The sequence below is a fragment of the Streptomyces pilosus genome (genome assembly GCF_014649835.1).
GTDB lineage: Bacteria > Actinomycetota > Actinomycetes > Streptomycetales > Streptomycetaceae > Streptomyces > Streptomyces pilosus.
Map to the genome: position 1 here is coordinate 19,711 of NZ_BMTU01000011.1, position 20,239 is coordinate 39,949.

The following is a 20,239-nucleotide window of genomic DNA, read 5'->3' on the forward strand; positions in this document are numbered from 1 at the left end:
CCCGGGAGACGGCCGGTCAGCCGCTCGCCGGGGCGGGCCGCTTGAACATGCGGGTCGCGGTGATCTCGCTGTGCGCCTCCCCGTCCGGGACCTGCTGGGGCAGACCCGGCCGCAGGTGCTCCTCCACGCTGATGTACTTCAGGCCGGCCCGCAGGTCGGCGTCGTTGCGCAGCCGGATGACGAGGGGGAACTCGGCGAGCGCCGTCGTGTCGAACAGGCCGGTGGTGTACAGCAGCTGGACGCCGAGCGCGTCGGCTACCGCCCGCTGGAGTTCCAGCAGGTAGGTGGCGTTGGCGCGGCCGATGGGATTGTCCAGGAACAGCGTCCCGGCGTGCCGGTGCCGGTCCCGGCCGCGGTCGTTGGAGCGCAGGGCGGCCATCGTGCAGTACAGGGCGATGGCGGCGGTGAGCAGCTGGCCTCCGGAGAACACGTCGCCCATCTGTCCGACGGGCACCCGCTCGGCGCGCAGTACCGCGTCGGGCTTGAGGATCTCGACGGCGACGCCCTTCGGCCGGAGGGCGGCGGCGACCCCGCGCAGCAGCAGGGACATGCCGTCGCGACGCAGGTCGGAGTTCTTCCGCACGGCCGCCCGGGTCGCCTCGTCGATGACTTCGCCGAGGCGCTCGGTGAGGGTGGCCTGGTCGGGCTCCTCGAAGCGGATGCGCAGGAACTCCTGCCCCGACCACTCGCCGAGGCCCTCCGGCAGCCGGGACAGCCGCTGGGCCGAGCGGAGCGTGGCGAGGGCGGACTCGACCAGTCCCCGGAGCCGGTCCACGATGGAGTCGCGGTTGCGCTCCAGCTGCTCCAGCTCGTCGGTGAGGACCCGGAGCCGGGGCGCGAAGGCGTCGGCCCACTTCTGTGCGTGTTCGGGCAGCGCGGCGGCGGGCAGTTCGCGGATCTGCTGACGCGCGGGGGTGCGGACCTGCTCGTAGCGCGTGGAGTTGGCGTGCCGGACGAGGACGTCGCTCGCCTCGCGCACGGCGGACTCGGCGGCGGACAGGTCGGCGGCGCAGCCCCGCAGGGAGCGGCGGGCCTCGGCGGCGGACTGCCGGGCCTCCTCCGGGCTGCCCGGGTAGGGCTCGGGCTGTTCCCGCTCGTCCTCGGGGGTGTGCTCGCGCAGCAGGTCGCGGAGCATCGCGGCGATCTCGTCGAACCCGCCGGCCGCGTCCTCGGCGGCCCGGTGGGCGTCGAGGAGTCCGGTGTGGGCCTCCCGGGCCTGGCGCAGCGCCTCGCTGTGGGCGGCCAGTTCGGTGGTCGCCGTGCGCAGCAGTGTCTGTGCGTGGCCGGCGTCGTCGGGGACCAGTTCGCCGGGGAGCGCGGTGTGCGCCTCGCCGTCCTCGGGCGCGAGCCGCTCGGCCTCGCCGCGCAGCCGGCCGAGCTGTTCGCTCGCGCCGGACATCCGGGTCTCCAGGAGCTGCACCAGTTCCTCGGCGCGGGCCGCGGCGGCCTGCCGGCTGGGCCCGTCGGAACCGTCGGGCGACTGCAGCAGCAGCTCCGCGCGGGTGCGGACCTTGTTGCTGAGCCGGTCGAGTTCCGCGCGGGCGGCGCTCTCGTCGCTCTCCGCGCGGGCCTGTTCGGCGCGCAGGTCGGCGCCGACGCCGACCTTCTCGTACACCTGCGACGCGGCCCGGTACGCCTCGCGCAGAGCGGGCAGTGACGCCGCCTGCGGGGTCCGCGTGCCGTCCTCGGGTACGTCGTCGGGGGCGCCCGCGATCTCGGAGCGCTCGGCGCGCAGGGCGCGGGCGGTGCGCCGGGCGTCGTCGGCGGCGCGCTGGGCGCCGCGCCGGTCCTCGTCGGCGGCGCGCGCCCGCTGCAGGCAGGTCTGGGCGCGCGCCTCCGCCTCGGCCGCGTCGTCCGCCAGTTCGCGCAGCCTGACCTGCCAGCCGGCCCGCTCACGCAGCCGGAAGGCGAGTCCCGCGAGGGCGTCGGCGGCGCGACGGGCCTTCTGCGCGGCCTCCTGCCGCTCGTCGCGGACCCGGGCGGCCTCGACGGCGGTCTCCTCGGCCTCCGCCCGCACGGTGCGTGCCTCGGCCAGTTCGGCCTCGGTCTCCTCGGCGAAGGCCCGCGCCTCGCGCGCCGCCCCGGCCAGTTCGGTGAGCCGTCCGGCCGGGCAGCCGGTGCGCCAGGACGCCAGCCGGGCGGCCAGTTCCCGGTCCTTGCCGAGCCGGGCGGCCAGGGAGCGGATCTCCTCGTCCCGCTCGGTGGCCCGGGCGCGCAGCGTCCGCCGTTCCTCGTCGGCGGCGTGCTCGTCGTGCATGGCCGGGTTCGGCGGTACCAGGAACACGTCGCCGGTGTCCGCGCCGGGCGCCGGGGTGGGAGCGAGCAGGGCCGCGGCCGTACCGACGGCGACGGCGGAGCGGGGCAGCAGGGCGGCGTCGCCGAGCGCCTCACGGGCGCGGAGGTGGGAGCCGGGGTCGGTGATGATGACGCCGTCGACCAGTTCGGGGCGGGCGGCGAGGACGCGCGCGTGGTCGACCGGGTCGACGGCCTGGGCGAGGTAGCGCCATCCCGGCAGGGCGGGGATGCCGTGCTCGCCGAGGAACTCGACCGTGGCCAGCACGTCCGGGCCGGGCGGCAGCAGGCCGCCGTCACCGAGGGCGCCGAGGATGCGGGCGTCGTCCGCGGCGGCGGTGCGCAGGTCGAACAGCTGCCGTTCGGCGGAGGAGACGGCGTCGTCGAGCAGGTCGCGCAGTTCGTCGGCGAAGCGGTCGAGTTCCTCGGCGGTCAGGGCGTCCTCGTCGGGCGACGGCCCGGAGTCGGCCGCACTCCGGGCGTGGTCCGCCGTGCGCGGCCCCGGTACGCCGGTCCGCCGTCCGCCGGAGCCGCCCGGCAGGCTCAGCAGTTCCGCCAGCCGCTGTTCGGAGGCCAGCGCTTCGGCCGTGCGGCGCTCGCCCTCGTGGGCGCGCTCGGCCGCCGTGGCCGCGTCGGCCGCGCGGGCCGCGGTGAGTTCCGCGCGGCTCTCGGCGGCGGCCGCCTCCCGCGCGTGCTCGGTGGCCCTGGCCGAGGCCTCGCGGGCGGTGTCCCAGGCGGCGACCGCGGCCTGCTCGGCGTCGCTGGCGGCCAGGGCGGCCCGGGCGGGGTCGGCGTCGGGGGCGCTGTCGTCCAGCCAGCCGGCCCGTACCGCCTCGGCGGTCTCCTGTTCGACCTCGGTGAGGCGCTGCCGCAGGTGTCCGATCTCGCTGCGGGCCCGCTGTGCCTCGGTGGCGGCGGCGGTGGCGTCCCGGTGGGCGCCGTCGCCGGCCTCCTGGAGCGCGGCGGACCGCTCCTCCTGTTCGTTGGCGAGGTCCTCGGCGTCCTGTGCGGCCGCGTGCAGGGCGCGGACCAGGTCGACGGCGGCCCTGGCGCGGGCCGCGAGGGCCGGTGCCGCGTCGCGTTCCGCTTCCTGGATCGCGGCGGACACCCTGGCCACGCGGTCGGCGGCCGCGCGGTGGCGCAGGACGGCCTCGGCGGCCTGCCAGGCCGAGTGGAGGGTGCGGGCGTCGGCGAGTTCGCGTTTCTGGGCGGCGGCGGACTTCTCGGCGGCGGCGAGCGCCAGGGAGGCGTGCCGGTAGGCGAGTTCGGCGGAGACGAGCGCGCTGTGCCCGCGCGCCGACTCGGCGTGGGTGACCGCGTGCGCGGCCTCGGTGACGCGCTGGGCCAGATCGGCGGCACGGACGCGTTCCCGGGCGCCGCGCGCGGTGAGCCGGCGGGCCAGGGTGCGGGTGCGGCGCTCGGCCGCGGTGTGGATCTCCCGTGCGCGGGCGCGGGTCTCGGCGGCCTCCACGATCCGGCCGAGCAGGTCGGCGGACCCGGCGGTGAAGTCGCGTTCGGCCATCAGCTCGGCGCGGCGGCCCAGCTTGTTGCCGAAGCCGCTGACCAGGTCGGCGAGTCCGTCCGTGTCGCGGGTGTCGGTGACGGCGCGCAGCAGCAGGTCGGTGAAGTCGGAGTCCTTCTTGACCGCGAAGAGGCCGGCGGCCTCACCCTCGTCGGCGTTCATCTCCCGCTGGTAGCGGAAGAGTTCGGGGTCGAGTCCGAGCTCGCCGAGGTGTTCGGTCCAGCGCTCGTGGATCTCCTCCCAGTGGACCTCCAGGTGCGGGTAGGTCTTGCCGGCCTCGGTCAGGGCGTCGCGGAAGCCCTTCATGGTGCGGCGCCGTCCGCGGGCGCCCGACTGGCCCTCGGCGGAGGGCCGTACGGCCGTGGACTCGGCGACGGGGAGGTTGTCCAGGCCGAGTCCGGGGCCGGGGCGCAGTGAGTACCAGGCCTCGGCGAACTTCCGCGGGTCGCCCGACACCTGGCGGCCGCGCCATTCGCTGACCTTGCCGACGACGACGCACTCGCCGGTCTGCACGTGCTGCCACTCCAGCGCCACGTGGCCGCAGTCGTCGGCGAGCAGGAACTTGCGCAGCACGCCGGAGCTGGCGCCGCCGAGGGTGTTGCGGTGGCCCGGCAGCATCACCGAGAAGATCAGTTTGAGCAGGACGGACTTGCCGCCGCCGTTCTCCAGGAAGAGCACTCCGGCGGGGGCGGGCCGGCGCGGCGGGCCGACGGGTTCCTCCTCGAAGAACTCCGCCTGCGTGGGCGCGGGGTCCGGGACCACCCCGCCGACTCCGCGCAGGTCGAGAACGGTGTCGGCGTAGCGCGCGCCGGCAGGCCCGATGGAGTAGAGGCGGACCCGGGACAGCTCGTACATGGCGGACTCTCGTGAGGCTTCGTGAGGTGGGGGGCGTCAGGCGGAGTGGAACGGCAGGCCGGCGTCGGCGACCAGCTCCAGGTCGTCGGTGTCCTCGGGCGGCAGCAGGGTGGGCGTGCCGTCGGTGACGGGGACGACGCCCAGCTCCAGCAGTTCGGCCATGGCCGCGCCGCCCGCCATGTCCCGTACCTGGAGCTGGTAGCGGGCGGTGGTGCGGTACGTGCCGCCGTTGTCGTCGCCGGTGCGCTGGAGGAAGCCGGATTCGGTGAGGAAGGTGACGGCCTTGGCGACGATGCCGGTGGTGGAGCCGGCGAGCCGGCGCGCGTCCTTGGTGGCGCCGGTGGAGCTGCGTCTGGCCCAGATCCGCCAGGCGGCCTCCAGACCGGGGGCGTCGCTGACCGGGTCGGTGTTCTCGCCCTGCTCCGCGGCGCGTTCCTCGAGGCGGTGGCAGGCCTGGCGGACGAAGGCGTCGACCCCGTTGACCGTGACACGGCCGATGTATCCGTCGTCGGCGAGGTCCTCGGGGCGGGGGAAGGCCATGGCGGCGACGGCGAGGTGGGCGAGGCCGTGCAGGAAGCGGTCGCCGCCGTCGGCGGAGGTGCGGCGCGCGTAGTCGCCCATGCGGACGGCGAAGACGGAGTCCTCGGCGGCGGTGACGGCCATGCCGGCGCGCGGCGACACCTCCAGGACGATCAGCCCCAGGCCGGTGGCGACGGCGTCGGCGAGGCGCGCGAAGGGCGGGTCCTCGCGGTAGCGGCGCAGCAGGTCGGCGTACTCCTGGTCGCGGGCGGGCTGGAGCTTCGGCTGGAGGCCGAAGGCGACGAGGCGGGCCGCGTCGGCGGTGTCGGCGGGCGTGACGGCGGCGCTCGCCGGTGCGGCCGCGGCCTCCGGTTCACTCCACTCGACGTGCTCGGTCACGGTCGTGGCTCCTTGTTCTGGTTCGTCTCGGTTCGCGCGGCCGGCCCGGTCATGCCGCCTCCGTCCGGTCCGCGGCCATGCCCGCCGCGTCGAGCAGGGCCGTGCCGACGACGAGGTCGGCGCCGCCGAACTCGGGATCGTCGAGCTCGATGCCGTCGTCCACGGCGAACAGCAGTTTTCGCTCGCCCTGGCGGTAGGCGGTGCCGACCGGCGGGCTGGCCGCGTGGACGGCCAGGAGGGCGACGAGGTAGGGCAGTTCGGGGTCCCGGCGGCGGGCTTCGGCGAGCAGGCCGGACAGCCGGCGCGGCGCGTCGGCGGGCAGGTCCAGCAGTTCGGTGGCGGCCGCCAGCTGTTCCTCGCTGAAGCGGCTGTCGTCGGGGGTGGCGATCAGGTCCGGCTCCGGCATCTCGGCGCCGAGGTGTTCCCGCTCCACCGGCGGGGTGAGCAGGATGTCGACGAGGTCGGCGACCCGGACGGACACCGGGGTGCGCAGTCCGGTGCCGTGGGCGAAGAAGGCGTCGGTGACCCGGGACGCCCGCTCCACGGGCAGCGGCAGCAGGGGTGCCAGGAGCTGGCCGTACAGGTCGGTGCCGGAGGCCGCGGTGGGGGTGGCGAAGGCCTGCCGGTCCTGCTCCGCGCGGAACAGCGGGCCGGCCTCCAGCAGCCGGGACTGGAGCTGGGTGTGGCGCCGGATGCAGTCCTTGACGATGTCCACCAGTTCGGCGGCGCGGCGCTTGTGCTCGGGGTCCTCGGACTCGTCACGGGCCTTGCGGATGTTGGTGAGGATCGCGTTCTCGTGGCGGTAGCGGTCCGCCACGTGGTCGAGGGCCTCGGCGATCATGTCGGGCACGGTGCTGAGCCAGTCCACCGCGCGGACGTTGCGCCGGGTGGCGTCCAGCGCCCGGCGGAGCGTCTCGGAGTACTGCACGGTGCGGTAGCGGGCCTGTTCGGCGGCGAGCTGGGCGTCGGCGAGCCGGCCCCGGCTGATCAGCACCTCCAGCTTGACCTCGGCGGCGATCTGCGCGCTGGTGACATCGGTGTCCAGGGCGCCGACCAGGACGTTGACCGCCTCGTCCGTGGTGCGCAGGTACACGGTGCCGCCGGGGCCGGGGACCTCTTCGATGAGCTTGAAGTCGTAGTCGCGGCGCACATAGGTGCCGTCCGCCCCGAACACGCCGTACACCGCGCGGAAGCCGCGGTCGACGCTGCCGACGTTGATCAGGTTCTCCAGGACCCAGCGGGCCACCCGCTCGTGCTCGGCGGCGGGGCGGCGCGGGGCCTGGGCGGCGATGCGCGGGACGAGGCGGGTCACGATCTGCTCGTGGTCGGCGCCCGTGTCGAAGTCCATGTTCAGTGTGACGAGGTCGATGCCCGCCAGGGCGATCTCCGCCATGCCGTACACCGAGTACTCACCGGCCAGGTTGGCCTTGCGCGCGTCGAGGTCGTGCAGCGGCGCGGTGCAGGCGAGCGCGCGCAGCCGCCGCGCCAGGCCCTCGTCGGCGGCCGGACCCGGCGCGGGCCTCGGCCCCGCGCTGAGCTGGGGCGGAACGCTGTCCGTCGATGCAGGCGAAGTCACGGTGCACAGACTAGGTCCTCGGTCTGACAAGGACCCAAACGAGGCAGATGGGCCCCGGCGTCACGGTTGTCACACCGCGGTCCGGCGCCCGGCCGGGGCCGGGTCAGCCGCCCTGCCCGTCCTCCCCCACCCGGCGCCGGTAGACCTCCACCACCCGCTCCAGCGACACGTCGAGGTAGGCCGCGAGCAGTTGCTCGGCCCGCTCCCGGTCACCGTCCCGAAGGGCGTCCAGAAGGGCGGCATTGCGCGCGATGTACGGTTCGTGCAGCTTCTGGGGGTCGTCCACGACGTGGAAGGCGAGGCGCAGTTCGGCGAAGACGCTGCGCATCAGCTCGTCCGTGCGCTCGCTGGCGGCGAGCGCCACCAGTTCCCGGTGGAAGTGGATGTTGGCCGTACCCACTCCTTTCCAGTCACCTTCGCGCGCCGCCCGGCGCCCCGCTTCCACCACCGCGGCGAGTCCGTCGAGCGGGTAGGGGGGGTCACCGAGGCCGCGCACGACCGCGCACTCGACGAGCCGGCGGGTGCGGTAGATGTCCTCGACGTCCTCGACGGTGAGCACCCGCACGAACACGCCCCGGTTCAGCTCGTGGACGAGCAGCCGCTCGTGGGTGAGCAGCCGGAACGCCTCGCGGAGCGTGTTGCGCGAGACACCGAGGGCGCCGCCGATGCTGTCCTCCGACAGCCGGGTCCCGGGCGGGAAGTACCCCTCGGCGATCCGGCTCCTGAGGATGTCCGCGACCCGCTCGGCGGTGCTGGTGCGGCCCAACAGGGCGCGGTCGTCGGCCAGTCCGCTCAGCTGCTCCGTCATGCCCGGAATTCAATCGCACCCGGAGGGACGAGACAACGGGGGTATTGAAGGATCGTTCAACGATCCTCTACCTTGCTGCGCACGGCACGGCTCATCTCTTCCCGCACCCTCCGTCCCCCCTCTGCGAGGTGCCCATGAGCACGACCCCTCCACCGAAGACCCTGACCGGCGAAGAACGCCCCGCGGCGCCCGGACTCCCCCGCGACGACGGGGCGTTCGGCTGGCTGCGGGCACTGGGGCCGCGCGGCCGACGTGCGTTCGGCGGCGCTTTCGGCGGGTATGCCCTGGATTCTTACGACTACTTCACGCTGCCGCTGACCATGGTCGCGCTGTCCGCGTACTTCCACCTCGACAGCGGCCAGACCGGGCTGCTGACGACCGTCACCCTGGTGGTCTCCGCGGTCGGCGGCGCCCTCGCCGGCGTGCTGGCGGACCGGATCGGCCGGGTGAAGGCCCTGCTGCTGACCGTCATCACCTACGCGGTGTTCACGGTGGCCTGCGGGTTCGCGCCCAACTACGAGACGCTGCTGGTGTTCCGCGCGCTCCAGGGTCTCGGCTTCGGCGGCGAGTGGGCGGTCGGCGCGATCCTCGTCGCCGAGTACGCGAGTGCGCGGCACCGGGGACGCACCCTCGGCGCGGTCCAGAGTTCCTGGGCCGTGGGCTGGGCGCTGGCCGTGATCGTGTACACGGTGATCTTCTCGCTGGTCGACGACGACCTGGCCTGGCGCGTGATGTTCTGGACCGGCGCGCTGCCTGCGCTGCTCGTGGTGTGGGTGCGGCGCAGCGTGCGCGACGCGCCGCAGGCGGCCGCCGCGCGGGAGCGGAGTCCGCGCAGGGGTTCGTTCACGGCGCTCTTCGAACCGGACCGGCCGGGGTCGACGGGACTGCTGCGCACCACGCTGTTCGCCGTGCTGCTGTCCACCGGCGTCCAGGGCGGCTACTACACGCTCGCCACCTGGGTGCCCACGTACCTGAAGACGGAGCGCGGCCTGTCCGTCGTCGGCACCGGCGGCTATCTCACCTTCCTCATCTCCGGCGCCTTCCTCGGCTACCTGACCGGCGGTCACCTCACCGACCGGCTCGGCCGCCGGCGCAACATCTGGCTGTTCGCCCTGCTGTCGGCGGTGTGCATCCTGGCGTACACGAACATCCCGAGCGGTGCCGGCACCCTGGTCCTGGTGCTCGGTTTCCCGCTGGGGTTCTGCATGTCGGCCATCTTCAGCGGCTTCGGCTCCTATCTGAGCGAGCTGTACCCGACGGCCGTGCGCGGCGCGGGACAGGGCTTCACCTACAACACCGGCCGCGCCGTGGGCGCCGTCTTCCCCACGACGGTCGGCTTCCTGGCCGACAGCTGGGGCGTGGGCGGGGCACTCGTGTTCGGCGCGGTCGGGTACGGCATAGCGGCCCTCGCGCTGCTGGGGCTGCCGGAGACGCGTGGGAAGGAGCTCGAGTGAAACCCGCCGACGACCGCACACCGGCCGCCGTGGCCGACCGCCCCGTGGTGCTCGCCGACGAGCACGCGGGCGAGTGGAGCCCGGGTGCGGCGCGCGCCCGCTTCCGGGAGGGTCTCGCGGGACCCACGGCCGGGGTGGCCGCGGGGCACACGCAGGCCAACCTCATCTCGGTGCCCGCCGACTGGGCGTACGACATGCTGCTGTTCTGCCAGCGCAACCCCAAGGCCTGCCCCGTCCTGGACGTCACCGACGCCGGGTCGGCGGCCACCGTCCTCGCCACGGACGCGGACCTGCGCACCGACCTGCCCCGCTACCGGGTGTGGGAGCACGGCGAGCTGGTGGACGAGCCGACGGACGTACGGGCGCACTGGCGCGACGACCTGGTGTCGTTCCTGATCGGCTGCAGCTTCACGTTCGAATGGGCGCTGACGGCGGCGGGCGTCCCGGTCCGGCACCTTGAGCAGGGCCGCAACGTTCCCATGTATGTGACGAGTTGGCAGTGCCGCCCGGCGGGACGGCTGCGCGGTCCGATGGTGGTGTCCATGCGCCCGGTACCGCCCGGGCGGCTGTCCGCGGCGATCCGGGAGAGCAGCCTGCTGCCCGCGGTGCACGGCGGTCCGGTGCACTGCGGGGACCCCTTCGGGCTGGGCATCGACGACCTCGGGCGGCCCGACTTCGGCGATCCGGTGGACTTCGAGCCGGACGACATCCCGGTGTTCTGGGCCTGCGGGGTCACTCCGCAGGCCGCCGTGATGGCCTCCCGTCCGCCGTTCGCCCTCACCCACGCACCGGGGCAGATGTTCCTCACCGACGCCCGGGACGAGCAGTTCCGCGTGATGTGACGGACGCGCCCGCACCCGGCACCCGGCCCTCGGCACGAACAGGAGAAGCGAGGAACCCATGACCCCCATCGATCTGAACGCCGACCTCGGCGAGGGCTTCGGCCGCTGGCGGCTCACCGACGACGAGCGGCTGCTGTCCGTGGTCACCAGCGCCAACGTGGCCTGCGGTTTCCACGCCGGTGACGCGGCCACGATGCGCCGGGTGTGCGAGCTCGCGGCCGAGCGCGGGGTGCGGATCGGCGCCCAGGTCTCCTACCGGGACCTCGCGGGGTTCGGGAGGCGCGCGATGGACGTGCCGCCCGGCGAGCTGGCGGCCGAAGTGGCCTACCAGATCGGCGCCCTGGAGGTGTTCGCCCGCGCGGCGGGCTCCCGCGTGGCCTACGTCAAGCCGCACGGGGCGCTCTACAACCGGGTCGTGCGCGACGAGGAACAGGCCCGCGCCGTGGTCGACGGGGTGGTCCTGGCGGACGCCGGGCTGCCGGTGCTCGGCCTGCCCGGTTCCCGTCTGCTGGAGCTGGCCGGGAAGGCGGGCCTGCCGGTGGTCGAGGAGGCGTTCGCCGACCGGGCGTACACCGACGAGGGCACGCTGGTGCCGCGCCGTGAGGAGGGCGCCGTGGTCACCGACCCGGAGCGGGTCGTGTCGCGCGCGCTGGACCTGGCCCGCCGCGGGGAGGTCGCCGCGCGGTCGGGGCGGCGTGTCGGGGTGCGGGCGCGTTCCCTGTGCCTGCACGGCGACACGCCCGGCGCGGTGGATCTGGCCCGGCGGGTCCGTGCGGCGCTGGAGGCGGCCGGGGTCCGGGTGGAGGCGTTCGCATGAGGGTGCTGCCCGTGGGCCGGGACGCCCTGCTCGTCGAGGTGTCCTCCGGCGACGAGGCGCAGGCGCTCCACGCGGAGCTGCTGCGGCGTCGCGCGGAGGGCTCACTGCGGGCCGGTGAGATCGTGCCCGCGGCCCGTACGGTGCTGCTCGACGGCGTGTCCGAACCCGGCCGGCTGGCCGCCGAACTGACCGCCCTGCGGCTGCCGCCCGTGCCCCCGCGGGCGGCGGAGACGGTCGAGATACCGGTGCGCTACGACGGTCCCGACCTGGCCGACGTCGCCGCGCACTGGGGGGTTCCCGCCGGGGAGGTGGCCCGTGTGCACGCGGCAGCCGTGTTCCGTGTCGCCTTCTGCGGCTTCGCGCCCGGTTTCGGCTACCTCACCGGTCTGCCGGCGCGCTACGACGTGCCGCGCAGGCCGACCCCGCGCACCGCCGTCCCGGCCGGGGCGGTGGCGCTGGCCGGCCCCTACACGGGGGTGTACCCGCGGTCGTCGCCGGGTGGCTGGCAGCTGATCGGCACCACCGACCTGGTGCTGTGGGACCCGGCGCGGGTTCCGGCGGCGGTGCTCACCCCCGGCACGCGCGTGCGTTTCGTCCCGGTGACGGCCTCGGAGCCGGCGGCATGACGGACCGTGCGCTCGCCGTCGTACGGGCGGGAGCGCTGACCACGGTGCAGGACCGGGGCCGCCCCGGTCACGCCCATCTCGGCGTGCCCCGCTCCGGCGCGCTGGACGGGCCCGCGGCGGCCCTCGCGAACCGGCTGGCGGGCAACGCACCGGACGCCGCCGTACTGGAGACGACCCTCGACGGCTGCTCCGTACGCCCCCGTTCGACGGTCACGGTGGCGGTCACCGGGGCGCCCTGCCCGGTCCGGGTGGACGGTCGCCCGGCCGCGTGGGGGGCGCCGGTGCGGGTGCGGGCCGGTTCCGTGCTGGACGTCGGGGCGGTGGTCCGCGGGGTGCGCTCCTACGTGGCGGTCTCCGGTGGGATCGCCGTCGAGCCGGTGCTCGGCAGCCGCTCCACGGACCTGCTCTCGGGCCTCGGCCCCGCTCCCCTCACGGACGGCGCCGTACTGCCGCTGGGACCGCCGCGGGAGGGCCACGGGGGTGTGGACGTCGCTCCGCAGCCCGCGCCCCCGGCCGTGCTCGTGCTGCGCGTCACGACCGGCCCGCGCGACGACTGGTTCACCCCGGAGGCGGTACGGCTCCTCACGTCGCGGACCTACCACGTGTCACCGGCGAGCAACCGCATCGCCCTGCGTACGGCCGGTCCCGCCCTGGAGCGGGCGAGGCGCGAGGAACTGCCCAGCGAGGGGATGATGCTGGGCGCGGTCCAGGTGCCGCCCGACGGCACCCCGGTGGTCTTCCTGGCCGACCACCCGACCACGGGGGGCTATCCGGTGATCGCGGTGGTCCACCGCGCCGACCTCCCGGCCGCCGCCCAGGCCCCGCCCGGCACCCCGCTCCGCTTCGTCGCCGTACGCCGCCGCTGAGGCGCTGAGGGTCCCGAACGGCAGGTGGTCGGCGTCTTCGCCGGGCGGTTCGGGGGAGAGGGAGGGGCCGGGGGGACGGTGTCCCCACTCGTCCGGCCGGCGGGGCAGCCGCCGTGGGAGCCGGGCGCCGGGTGCCGGGTGCGGGGTGCGGGGTGCCGCGGGTCACACGGCGGTCTCCTCGGGGCCGATCCGGCTGCGGACGGCGGTCTGGACCTCGGCCTCCTCGGCCGGGTCGGCGGCGAGCCTGCGCAGGCGGTCCACGACCCGGGTGTCGCCGGTCTCGGCGTGCCGGGCGGCGACCTCGCGCGTGGTCTCCTCGCAGTCCCACAGGCACTCGACGGCGAAGCCGGTGCCGAAGGAGGGGTCCGTCGCGGCGAGGGCGCGGGCGGCCCTGCCGCGCAGGTGGGAGGAGGCGGTCTCGCGGTAGATGTGCCGCAGGACCGGGGCGGCGCAGGCGATGCCGAGGCGTCCGGCGCCATCGACGAGGGTCCACAGGGTGGGGGCGTCGGGGCCTTCGCCCCGCACGGCCTCGCGAAGGGCCGCGAGGACCGGGTCGCGGTCCTGGAGACCGCCCCGGCAGGCGAGCACCCGGCCGGCCGCGGCGCCGAGCGGGTCGGGCCGGCGGACCCAGCCGCGCGCCCGGTCGACGGCCGCGAGACTGCGCATGCGTTCGAAGGCGTCGACGGCGGCTTCCACGACGGGCGCGGAGCCGGTGGCCACGGCGCGCTCGATCAGCGTCAGGGCGTCGGGGTCGTTGCTGTCGGCGAGGTACCGCAGGGCCGTGCAGCGGGCTCCCTCGGTGCCGTCCTCGGCGGCCCGGACGATCTCGGGCCGGTCCTCCGGGCCGGCCACGGCGGAGAGGCACCGGGCGGCCGGGACGTGGAGCGCGGCGCCGCGCTCCAGACCCTGCTCCGCCCATGCGAACACCGCCTGCACGCTCCAGCCGGGGCGCGGTCCGGTGGGACGCATCTGCCGCTGCCAGCGGTCGAAGCAGCCGGCCTCCTGGGCGGCGCGCACGCGGGTGGCGACCGACGGGCGCGGATCGTCGGCCCACAGCCGCCACGGCCGGGGCTCGAAGGCGTCGCGGACGGTGGCGGCCAGCTCGGCCTCCCCCTCGGCGTCGGTGGCGAACCGGGCGAGCACCGGGGTGGCGAGGGCGCGCAGGCCCGCGTCGTCGTCCCGGAGGGCCAGTTCGTCCAGGGCCCAGGCCCAGTTGGTGCCGTGGGCGGCGTACCTGCGCAGCAGTTCCAGGGCGTCCCGCCTGCCGTAGGAGGCGAGGTGTCCGAGGACGGCCAACGCGAGACCGGTGCGTGACTCCTCGGTGTCGAGGACGTCCTCCGGATCGAAGAGGTGGGCCTCGACCGCGTCGAGCTCGCCGTGCAGATCGAGGTAGAGGCGGGCGTAGTAGAGGGAGCGGTTCTCCACCTGCCAGTCGTGGCGCGGGTCGCGCAGCACGCAGTGGTTCAGCGCCGCGAGCGCTTCGGGTCGCGGAGCGGTGAGCGCGTGCAGCGTGCCGTCGCCGCGGCCCCGCTGGAGCAGGCCGAGCAGCGTACCACTGGGCGCTATGACCGGATCGAACATGGGAAACAGCCTCACATCAAGCGTCGACGCAACCGGGGACGTGCATTACCTGGCCGCGTGACAACACGTCGGTGCGCCCGCCGTTTCCTGCTTGCTGTAGACCATCTCTCCCTGCCTCTCGTCGGTGGCCCATGCGGGCCGCGTCACGGCCCGCGCGGTGCGGCAACACCTGCCCAGCCATCGCGTCCGTGAATCACGTCGTCATGATGACCCGGCGGTCACATCCACCGCGACCGAAATTTCGGCGGCCCTGTACCGCCTCCCCCGTTTTCCGTGTTTTCGCTGGTCGGAGCGTGTGGCTCAGCGCTCGCCGAACAGCTCGAGCAGTTCCGTGCGCTGGAACATCCGGGCCGTGTCGACGGCCGAGGGGGTGCCGGCGGACGGGTCGGCGCCGCCCTTCAGCAAGACCTCGATCACCGCGGTCTCGCCCTTGAAGACCGCCCCCGCGAGTGGAGTCTGACCGCGGTCGTTGACGCGGTCGGCGTCGGCGCCGCGCTCCAGCAGTGCGCGCACCGTGTCGGCGTGGCCGTGGTACGCGGCGAGCATCACGAGCGCGTCGCCCCGGTCGTTGGTGAGGTTGGCCGGGACCCCGGCGTCGACGTAGGCCACGAGTTCCTCGGTCCGGCCGCGCCGGGCCAGGTCGAAGATCTTGGTCGCCAGCTCCACGACCTCGGGGTCGGGGGCATCGGTCATCGCCGGACCACCTCTCACTGCACGTGCTTCACGCATCGGGGAACGAACGGACGTCTGCGAGCGGTGCAGCGCCGTCCGGGTGAATCGCCAGCGTACTGGCTCGCGCCGCACATGACCGGATCCGCCCGAGGTAAAGATCACGACAGGCCCGTCCGGGGGTTTTCGCGAAGAATCCACCCGGTTGCACCTTTTATCGTATAGATACATTCTGTGATCCTGGAAGTACTCATGGTGACTGTCCCCGCGAACCAGGAGAACTCACATGATCATCTCGATTTCGTGCGTGGTGCTGCTCGGCGTCGTCGTCTTCATCTTCTTCCGCAAGGACGGGCTGAAGGCGTCGCACGCCCTGGTGGCGATGCTGTTCGGCTTCTACCTGGCCAGCACGGCCATCGCGCCGAGCATCAAGGCGGGCGGCGAGAGCCTCGCCGGCCTCCTGGGCGGGTTCAAATTCTGACCCGCCCCCCTCACGCCCCGCCCGCCCGTACGCACCCCCCCTCTGGAGACAGCAGTGGCCCGGCGCCCCCTCCCCCGCATCCTCAGCAACGGCAGCGCGCAGCTCGCCCGGAGCCGGGAGCTGGCCAGGACGGCGGCCGACAGCGCCACGGATGTCCTCCACCCGCTGATCACCATCACGCGTGGTCTGCGCCGGCTGGCCTCGGCCGGGCGGCGCAGGTGGGCCGACACCCCCAAGGACAGACGCGGCGCGCTGCTCTTCCTGGTGGCGTCGGTCGTGCTGGTCGTGGCGCTGGCACCGTACGGTCCGCTGCTCGCCGTCATCAGCCTGATGGCGGCGGCGGCCTGGCAGGGCCGGGACCGCGGCCCCGCCGCGCCGGAGGGACCCGACGCGTCACAGGCGCAGCGCCTGAAGTCCCTCTACGAGGCGCTGGTGCCCCACCTCTCCACCGCCGAGGACCCGGCGCCGCTCTACGTCCACGGCGGGGACTGGGAGCGGGCCCTCTCCGAGTACGAGTTCGACGGCACCGGCCGCGTCACCCACCTGGTCATCGGCTACCCCGCCTACTTCACCGACGGTGAGCCGGAGTCCCGGGCGCGGATCGAGCACCTGATCGGCGCCAAGTCGGGGCGCGGCCGGGAGTACCACTTCGTCTGGGACCAGGAGGCGAACCAGCTGACGGTCCGTGTCCTCGCGCCGCTGCCCACGGACATCGCCGCGCAGCCCTTCGTCACGGCCCCGGGCGAGACGGTCCTGGGCTTCACCGACCCCATCCGCGTCCAGCGGACGCTGCCGCTCAACCACGGCGCCCACGGCGAGGAGCGGCGCGACGTGCCCCCCGTCGTGTGGCGCACCGGCATCCGCTCCACCGAGCCCCATCTGCTCGCAGCCGGCCAGCCGGGCAGCGGCACCTCGACCCTGCTGCGCTCCATCGCCCTGCAGGCCCTCCACCACGGCGACGTGGTGATCGTCGACGGCGGCGGCACGGGCGAGTTCGCCTGCCTGACCGGCCGGGACGGGGTGCTCGCCGTCGAGTGCGGGCTGACGGGCGCGCTGACCAGCCTGGAGTGGGCCGCGCACGAGACGGAGCGCCGGCTGATCGCCGCCGGCCGCGCCCATCAGGCGGGCGATCCACCGCCGGACGACACCCGGCGTCCCCTGTGGCTGATCCTGGACCGGCCGACCGCGTTCTCCCACCTGGCCGCCGCGGACGGGCGCACGGACCCCCAGACCCTGTTGCAGGTCCCGCTGCGGCACGGCCGGCCGGCGAACGTCACCGTGGTCGTCGCGGAGCAGCTCGACGCCCTGGAGTCCCTCATCGACCCGGTACGGCAGCACACCCGCGCGCGGGTCGTGCTCGGCCCCGCGACGGCGGAGCAACTGCAGAGCGTGCTGGGCGCGCCCCCGCACACCACGCCCCTCGACCAGGTGCCGCCGGGGCGCGGATTCGCCCGCCTGGGCTCGGGCCCGGTGCACCGCCTCCAGGTCCCGGCGACCCCGGACCCCTACGACGAGGCGACCGGCGACGTCCACCGGCAGGCGGTCCTGGACCTGCTGCCGCCGCGGACGACCCCGGCGGACGAGGAGCCGGGGCTGCTGGTGCCGGAGCCGGCGGACACGGCGGCCGTCCTTCCCGGGTCCGTGCGGCTGGAGAAGGACGCCGTGGAGAGGATGACCAGGGAGAAGGTGCCCGCGGAGAAGGTCCCCGCGGGGGCCGTGGCCGCCGAGGCCGAGGAAGCGCCGGCGACCGGGGCCGCCGGCGCGGAACCGGCGCCCGGGCAGGCGGCGGTCGCGGAGCCGTCCTCCTGACGCACTCCCCGGCTGCGGGCGCCGCGGTGAGCGGCGCCTCGCGGCACCGCGGCCCGCGCCCCGGGCACGGCGGACCGGCTACGCCACGAAGGAGCGCGGGGCGTCCGTGCCGGTCGTGCCGCCGGACTCGACGATGCGGGCCGCCGCCGCCAGCCGCGCCGCGGCTTCGTCGGCCACGGCTCCGCCCACGGTGAACGGCAGCCGTACATACCCCTCGAACGCGCCGTCCACCCCGAAGCGCGGCCCCGACGGCACCCGCACGCCGACCCGCTCCCCCGCCTCGGCCAGCCGGGAGCCGGAGAGGCCACCGGTGCGGACCCACAGGGTGAGCCCGCCCCGCGGCACCTCGTACTCCCAGCCGGGCAGCTCCCGCCGCACCGCGCGCACCAGCTCGTCCCGGTTCTGCCGGGCCTGGGCGCGCCGGACCTCCACCGCCTGCTCCCAGCCGCCCGTCCCGAACAGCCAGTTCACGGCGAGCTGTTCGAGAACGGGCGTTCCCATGTCGGCGTAGGCGCGGGCCGCGACGAGGCTGCGGATCACGTCGGGGGCCGCGCGGACCCAGCCGATGCGCATCCCGGCCCAGAAGGCCTTGCTCGCCGACCCGACCGTGATCACCGTGGACCCGGCCGGGTCGAAGGCGCACACCGCGCGCGGCATCTCCACGTCCGCGTCGAGCCACAGCTCGCTCATCGTCTCGTCGGCGACCAGCACCGTCCCCGCGGAGCGGGCCGCGTCCACCAGCCGGCGCCGCTGGTCCTCGTCGGCGAGCGCGCCGGTCGGGTTGTGGAAGTCGGCGACGACGTACGCGACCCGGGGGGCGGCCTCACGCAGCACCTGGCGCCAGCGGTCCATGTCCCAGCCGGTCAGCCCCTCGGCCATGGCGACGGGGACGAGCCGGGCGCCGGCCTCCCGCATCAGCTGGAGGATGTTGGCGTAGGAGGGGGACTCGACGGCGATGCGTTCGCCGCGTCCGCCGAAGAGGTGGCAGATGGCGTCGATGGCACCCATGGCGCCCGTCGTCACCATGATCTGCTCGGGCATGGTCGGGATGCCCCGCGCGGTGTAGCGGTCCGCGATCATCGACCGCAGGGCGGGCAGCCCGGCGGGGTAGTCGCCGTGGGTGTGCGCGTACGGCGGAAGCTCCTCCAGAGCGCCCTGGACGGCCCGGGTGAGCCACGGTTCGGGGGCGGGCAGCGCCGCACAGCCGAGGTCGATCATCGAGCCGAGGGCCTCGGGCGGCAGCGGTTCCAGTCCTCGCGCGGGGACGGGGTTGCCGGCCGGGACCGCGGTCCAGCTCCCCGCGCCGCGCCGGGACTCCAGGAAGCCCTCGGCGCGCAGCGCCTCGTAGGCGGCGGCGACGGTGGTGCGGCTGACGGACAGGGCGAGCGCCAGTTCGCGCTCGGCGGGCAGCCGCGCGGCGACCGGGACGCGTCCCTCGAGCACCAGCAGCCGGATGCCGTCGGCGAGCGCGCGGTAGGCGGGCGGGCGCCGGGTCCCCGGGCCGGCCGGGCGGTCCTGCTGGGAGCCGAGCTGGCGGGCCAGTTGCGCCGCCCCCACTGCCGAGGTCCACTGCGCCACAGGAATCAGTCCACCTTCCGCGGATTGGCCATGGATGACGTGACCAGTCGAACCCCAGGGTGTCATGCGTCGGTCCACTTCCACCACAGGGGGCACGTCTTGGCCAGGAACTCGTCCCGGCAGGGGCATCTCGCACGCCGGCTGTTCCAGCTCTACGCCGGACTGGCGCTGTACGGGGCGAGCTCGGCGCTGCTGGTGCGGTCGGGGCTCGGCCTGGAGCCGTGGAACGTGCTGCACCAGGGCCTGTCCGAGCGCACGGGGCTGTCGATGGGCGTGGTGCTCACCGCCGTGGGCGCCCTGGTGCTGCTGCTGTGGATCCCGCTGCGGCAGCGGCCGGGGCTGGGCACGGTCTCGAACGTGCTGGTGATCGGCGCGGCGATGGACGCGACGCTGGCCGTGGTGCCGGACGCGCACGGGATGGCGGTGCGCGTGCCGCTGATGGCGGCGGGGATCGTGCTGAACGGCGCGGCGACCGGCCTGTACATCGCGGCGCGCTTCGGTCCGGGCCCCCGCGACGGGCTGATGACGGGGCTGCACCGGCGCACGGGGATCTCGGTCCGTGTGGTCCGCACCGCCATCGAGATCACGGTGGTGGCCACGGGCTTCGTGCTCGGCGGCACCGTGGGTGCGGGCACGCTGCTCTACGCGGTGACGATCGGACCGCTGGCCCAGCTGTTCCTGCGTCTCTTCGCCGTTCCCCCGGCGTCCGGGGGCGGCACGGTCGTTGCCGCCGGCCGGCCGCGAGGGGCGATACTGCGTCCGTGACCCCGCGGATACGCCACCCCTACCTCGACCATCCCGGCCCGATCGCCTTCGCCCACCGGGGCGGGGCGGCGGACGGCCTGGAGAACACCGTGCGGCAGTTCCGGTGCGCCGTCGAGACCGGCTACCGGTACATCGAGACCGATGTGCACGCCACCCGCGACGGGCGGCTCGTCGCCTTCCACGACACCACCCTGGACCGGGTGACGGACGGTGCCGGCCGGATCGCCGACCTGCCGTGGCGCGACGTGGAGCAGGCGCGCGTCGCCGGCGAGGAGCCCGTCCCGCTGTTCGAGGAGCTGCTGGAGACGTTCCCCGGGGTGCGGTGGAACGTCGACGTGAAGGCCGAGGAGGCCCTGCTGCCGCTGCTGGACCTGATCGAGCGCACCGGCGCCTGGGACCGGATCTGTCTCGGCTCGTTCTCCGAGGCCCGCGTGGTCCGCGCGCAGCGCCTGGCGGGCCCGAGACTGGCCACGTCGTACGGCATCCGCGGCGTGCTGGGTCTGCGGCTGCGGTCGTGGGGGCTGCCGGCCGCGGTGCGCCGGTCGGCCGTCGCCGCCCAGGTCCCGGAGGAGCAGTCGGGCGTCCGGGTGGTCGACCGCCGTTTCGTGCGGGCCGCCCACGCGTGCGGGCTCCAGGTGCACGTGTGGACGGTCAACGAGCCGGAGCGGATCCACCGGCTCCTGGACCTGGAGGTCGATGGCATCATGACCGATCACATCGACACACTGCGCGAGGTCATGGAGGACCGCGGCATCTGGGTCTGAGACCCCGCGCCGTCGT

The 20,239-nt window shown here is 74.9% G+C and carries 16 protein-coding genes; 9 read left to right on the forward strand and 7 right to left on the reverse strand.

The window, feature by feature from the left end:
* Positions 1-16: 16 nt before the first annotated feature.
* From IE118_RS24325 to IE118_RS24340, 4 genes are all read right to left on the reverse strand, one after another.
* A complete protein-coding gene (locus IE118_RS24325; RefSeq protein WP_189560167.1) occupies positions 17-4,669 on the reverse strand; it encodes a coiled-coil domain-containing protein in 4,653 nt (1,550 codons plus the stop codon).
* Positions 4,670-4,705: 36 nt separating this feature from the next.
* Positions 4,706-5,587, reverse strand: coding sequence for a hypothetical protein (locus IE118_RS24330; RefSeq protein WP_189560168.1), 882 nt, complete (start codon positions 5,585-5,587; stop codon positions 4,706-4,708).
* 49 nt (positions 5,588-5,636) lie between these two features.
* Positions 5,637-7,163, reverse strand: coding sequence for a hypothetical protein (locus IE118_RS24335; RefSeq protein ID WP_189560169.1), 1,527 nt, complete (start codon positions 7,161-7,163; stop codon positions 5,637-5,639).
* A gap of 103 nt (positions 7,164-7,266) precedes the next feature.
* Complete coding sequence (locus IE118_RS24340) at positions 7,267-7,971, reverse strand: GntR family transcriptional regulator (RefSeq protein ID WP_189560170.1); 705 nt, start codon at positions 7,969-7,971, stop codon at positions 7,267-7,269.
* Positions 7,972-8,105: 134 nt separating this feature from the next.
* On the opposite strand from IE118_RS24340, the gene IE118_RS24345 reads away from it, so the two are divergent.
* The 5 genes from IE118_RS24345 to IE118_RS24365 are packed head-to-tail and all read left to right on the forward strand — an operon-like array spanning position 8,106 to position 12,576.
* Positions 8,106-9,425 carry an MFS transporter gene (locus IE118_RS24345; protein WP_189560171.1) on the forward strand — a complete coding sequence of 440 codons (1,320 nt, stop codon included), beginning with the start codon at positions 8,106-8,108 and terminating at the stop codon, positions 9,423-9,425.
* A complete protein-coding gene (locus IE118_RS24350; RefSeq protein ID WP_189560172.1) occupies positions 9,422-10,267 on the forward strand; it encodes a putative hydro-lyase in 846 nt (281 codons plus the stop codon). Before IE118_RS24345 ends, IE118_RS24350 begins: the two co-directional genes overlap by 4 nt.
* 58 nt (positions 10,268-10,325) lie before the next feature.
* Positions 10,326-11,084, forward strand: a complete 759-nt coding sequence (locus IE118_RS24355) for a LamB/YcsF family protein (protein ID WP_189560173.1) — start codon at positions 10,326-10,328, stop codon at positions 11,082-11,084.
* Positions 11,081-11,710 carry a 5-oxoprolinase subunit B family protein gene (locus IE118_RS24360; protein WP_189560174.1) on the forward strand — a complete coding sequence of 210 codons (630 nt, stop codon included), beginning with the start codon at positions 11,081-11,083 and terminating at the stop codon, positions 11,708-11,710. Before IE118_RS24355 ends, IE118_RS24360 begins: the two co-directional genes overlap by 4 nt.
* Complete coding sequence (locus IE118_RS24365; protein WP_189560175.1) at positions 11,707-12,576, forward strand: 5-oxoprolinase subunit C family protein; 870 nt, start codon at positions 11,707-11,709, stop codon at positions 12,574-12,576. The genes IE118_RS24360 and IE118_RS24365 overlap by 4 nt, the downstream gene beginning before the upstream one ends.
* A gap of 162 nt (positions 12,577-12,738) precedes the next feature.
* Here the strand turns inward: IE118_RS24365 and IE118_RS24370 are convergent, their stop codons facing one another.
* Both IE118_RS24370 and IE118_RS24375 read right to left on the reverse strand, forming a co-directional pair.
* Entirely contained in the window at positions 12,739-14,157 is a 1,419-nt protein-coding gene (locus IE118_RS24370) for a HEAT repeat domain-containing protein (protein ID WP_189560176.1), read from the reverse strand.
* Between the two features lie 300 nt (positions 14,158-14,457).
* Positions 14,458-14,850, reverse strand: a complete 393-nt coding sequence (locus tag IE118_RS24375; RefSeq protein WP_189560177.1) for an ankyrin repeat domain-containing protein — start codon at positions 14,848-14,850, stop codon at positions 14,458-14,460.
* A gap of 262 nt (positions 14,851-15,112) precedes the next feature.
* On the opposite strand from IE118_RS24375, the gene IE118_RS24380 reads away from it, so the two are divergent.
* Together IE118_RS24380 and IE118_RS24385 are read left to right on the forward strand one after the other, a co-directional pair.
* Complete coding sequence (locus tag IE118_RS24380; protein ID WP_030832645.1) at positions 15,113-15,307, forward strand: hypothetical protein; 195 nt, start codon at positions 15,113-15,115, stop codon at positions 15,305-15,307.
* Positions 15,308-15,361: 54 nt separating this feature from the next.
* Entirely contained in the window at positions 15,362-17,116 is a 1,755-nt protein-coding gene (locus IE118_RS24385; protein WP_189560178.1) for a P-loop NTPase family protein, read from the forward strand.
* Between the two features lie 78 nt (positions 17,117-17,194).
* Here IE118_RS24385 and IE118_RS24390 read toward each other — a convergent pair whose 3' ends face one another.
* Positions 17,195-18,694: an SCO1417 family PLP biosynthesis transcription factor gene (locus IE118_RS24390; RefSeq protein WP_189560179.1), complete on the reverse strand. Its 1,500-nt coding sequence runs from the start codon at positions 18,692-18,694 to the stop codon at positions 17,195-17,197.
* A 99-nt stretch (positions 18,695-18,793) separates the two neighbouring features.
* Between IE118_RS24390 and yczE the strand changes: the two genes are divergently transcribed.
* Together yczE and IE118_RS24400 are read left to right on the forward strand one after the other, a co-directional pair.
* Positions 18,794-19,459, forward strand: a complete 666-nt coding sequence (gene yczE / locus IE118_RS24395) for a membrane protein YczE (protein ID WP_189560180.1) — start codon at positions 18,794-18,796, stop codon at positions 19,457-19,459.
* Positions 19,456-20,223 (forward strand): glycerophosphodiester phosphodiesterase family protein, encoded by a 768-nt coding sequence (locus IE118_RS24400; RefSeq protein ID WP_189560181.1) that lies wholly within the window; start codon positions 19,456-19,458, stop codon positions 20,221-20,223. The genes yczE and IE118_RS24400 overlap by 4 nt, the downstream gene beginning before the upstream one ends.
* Positions 20,224-20,239 lie beyond the last annotated feature (16 nt).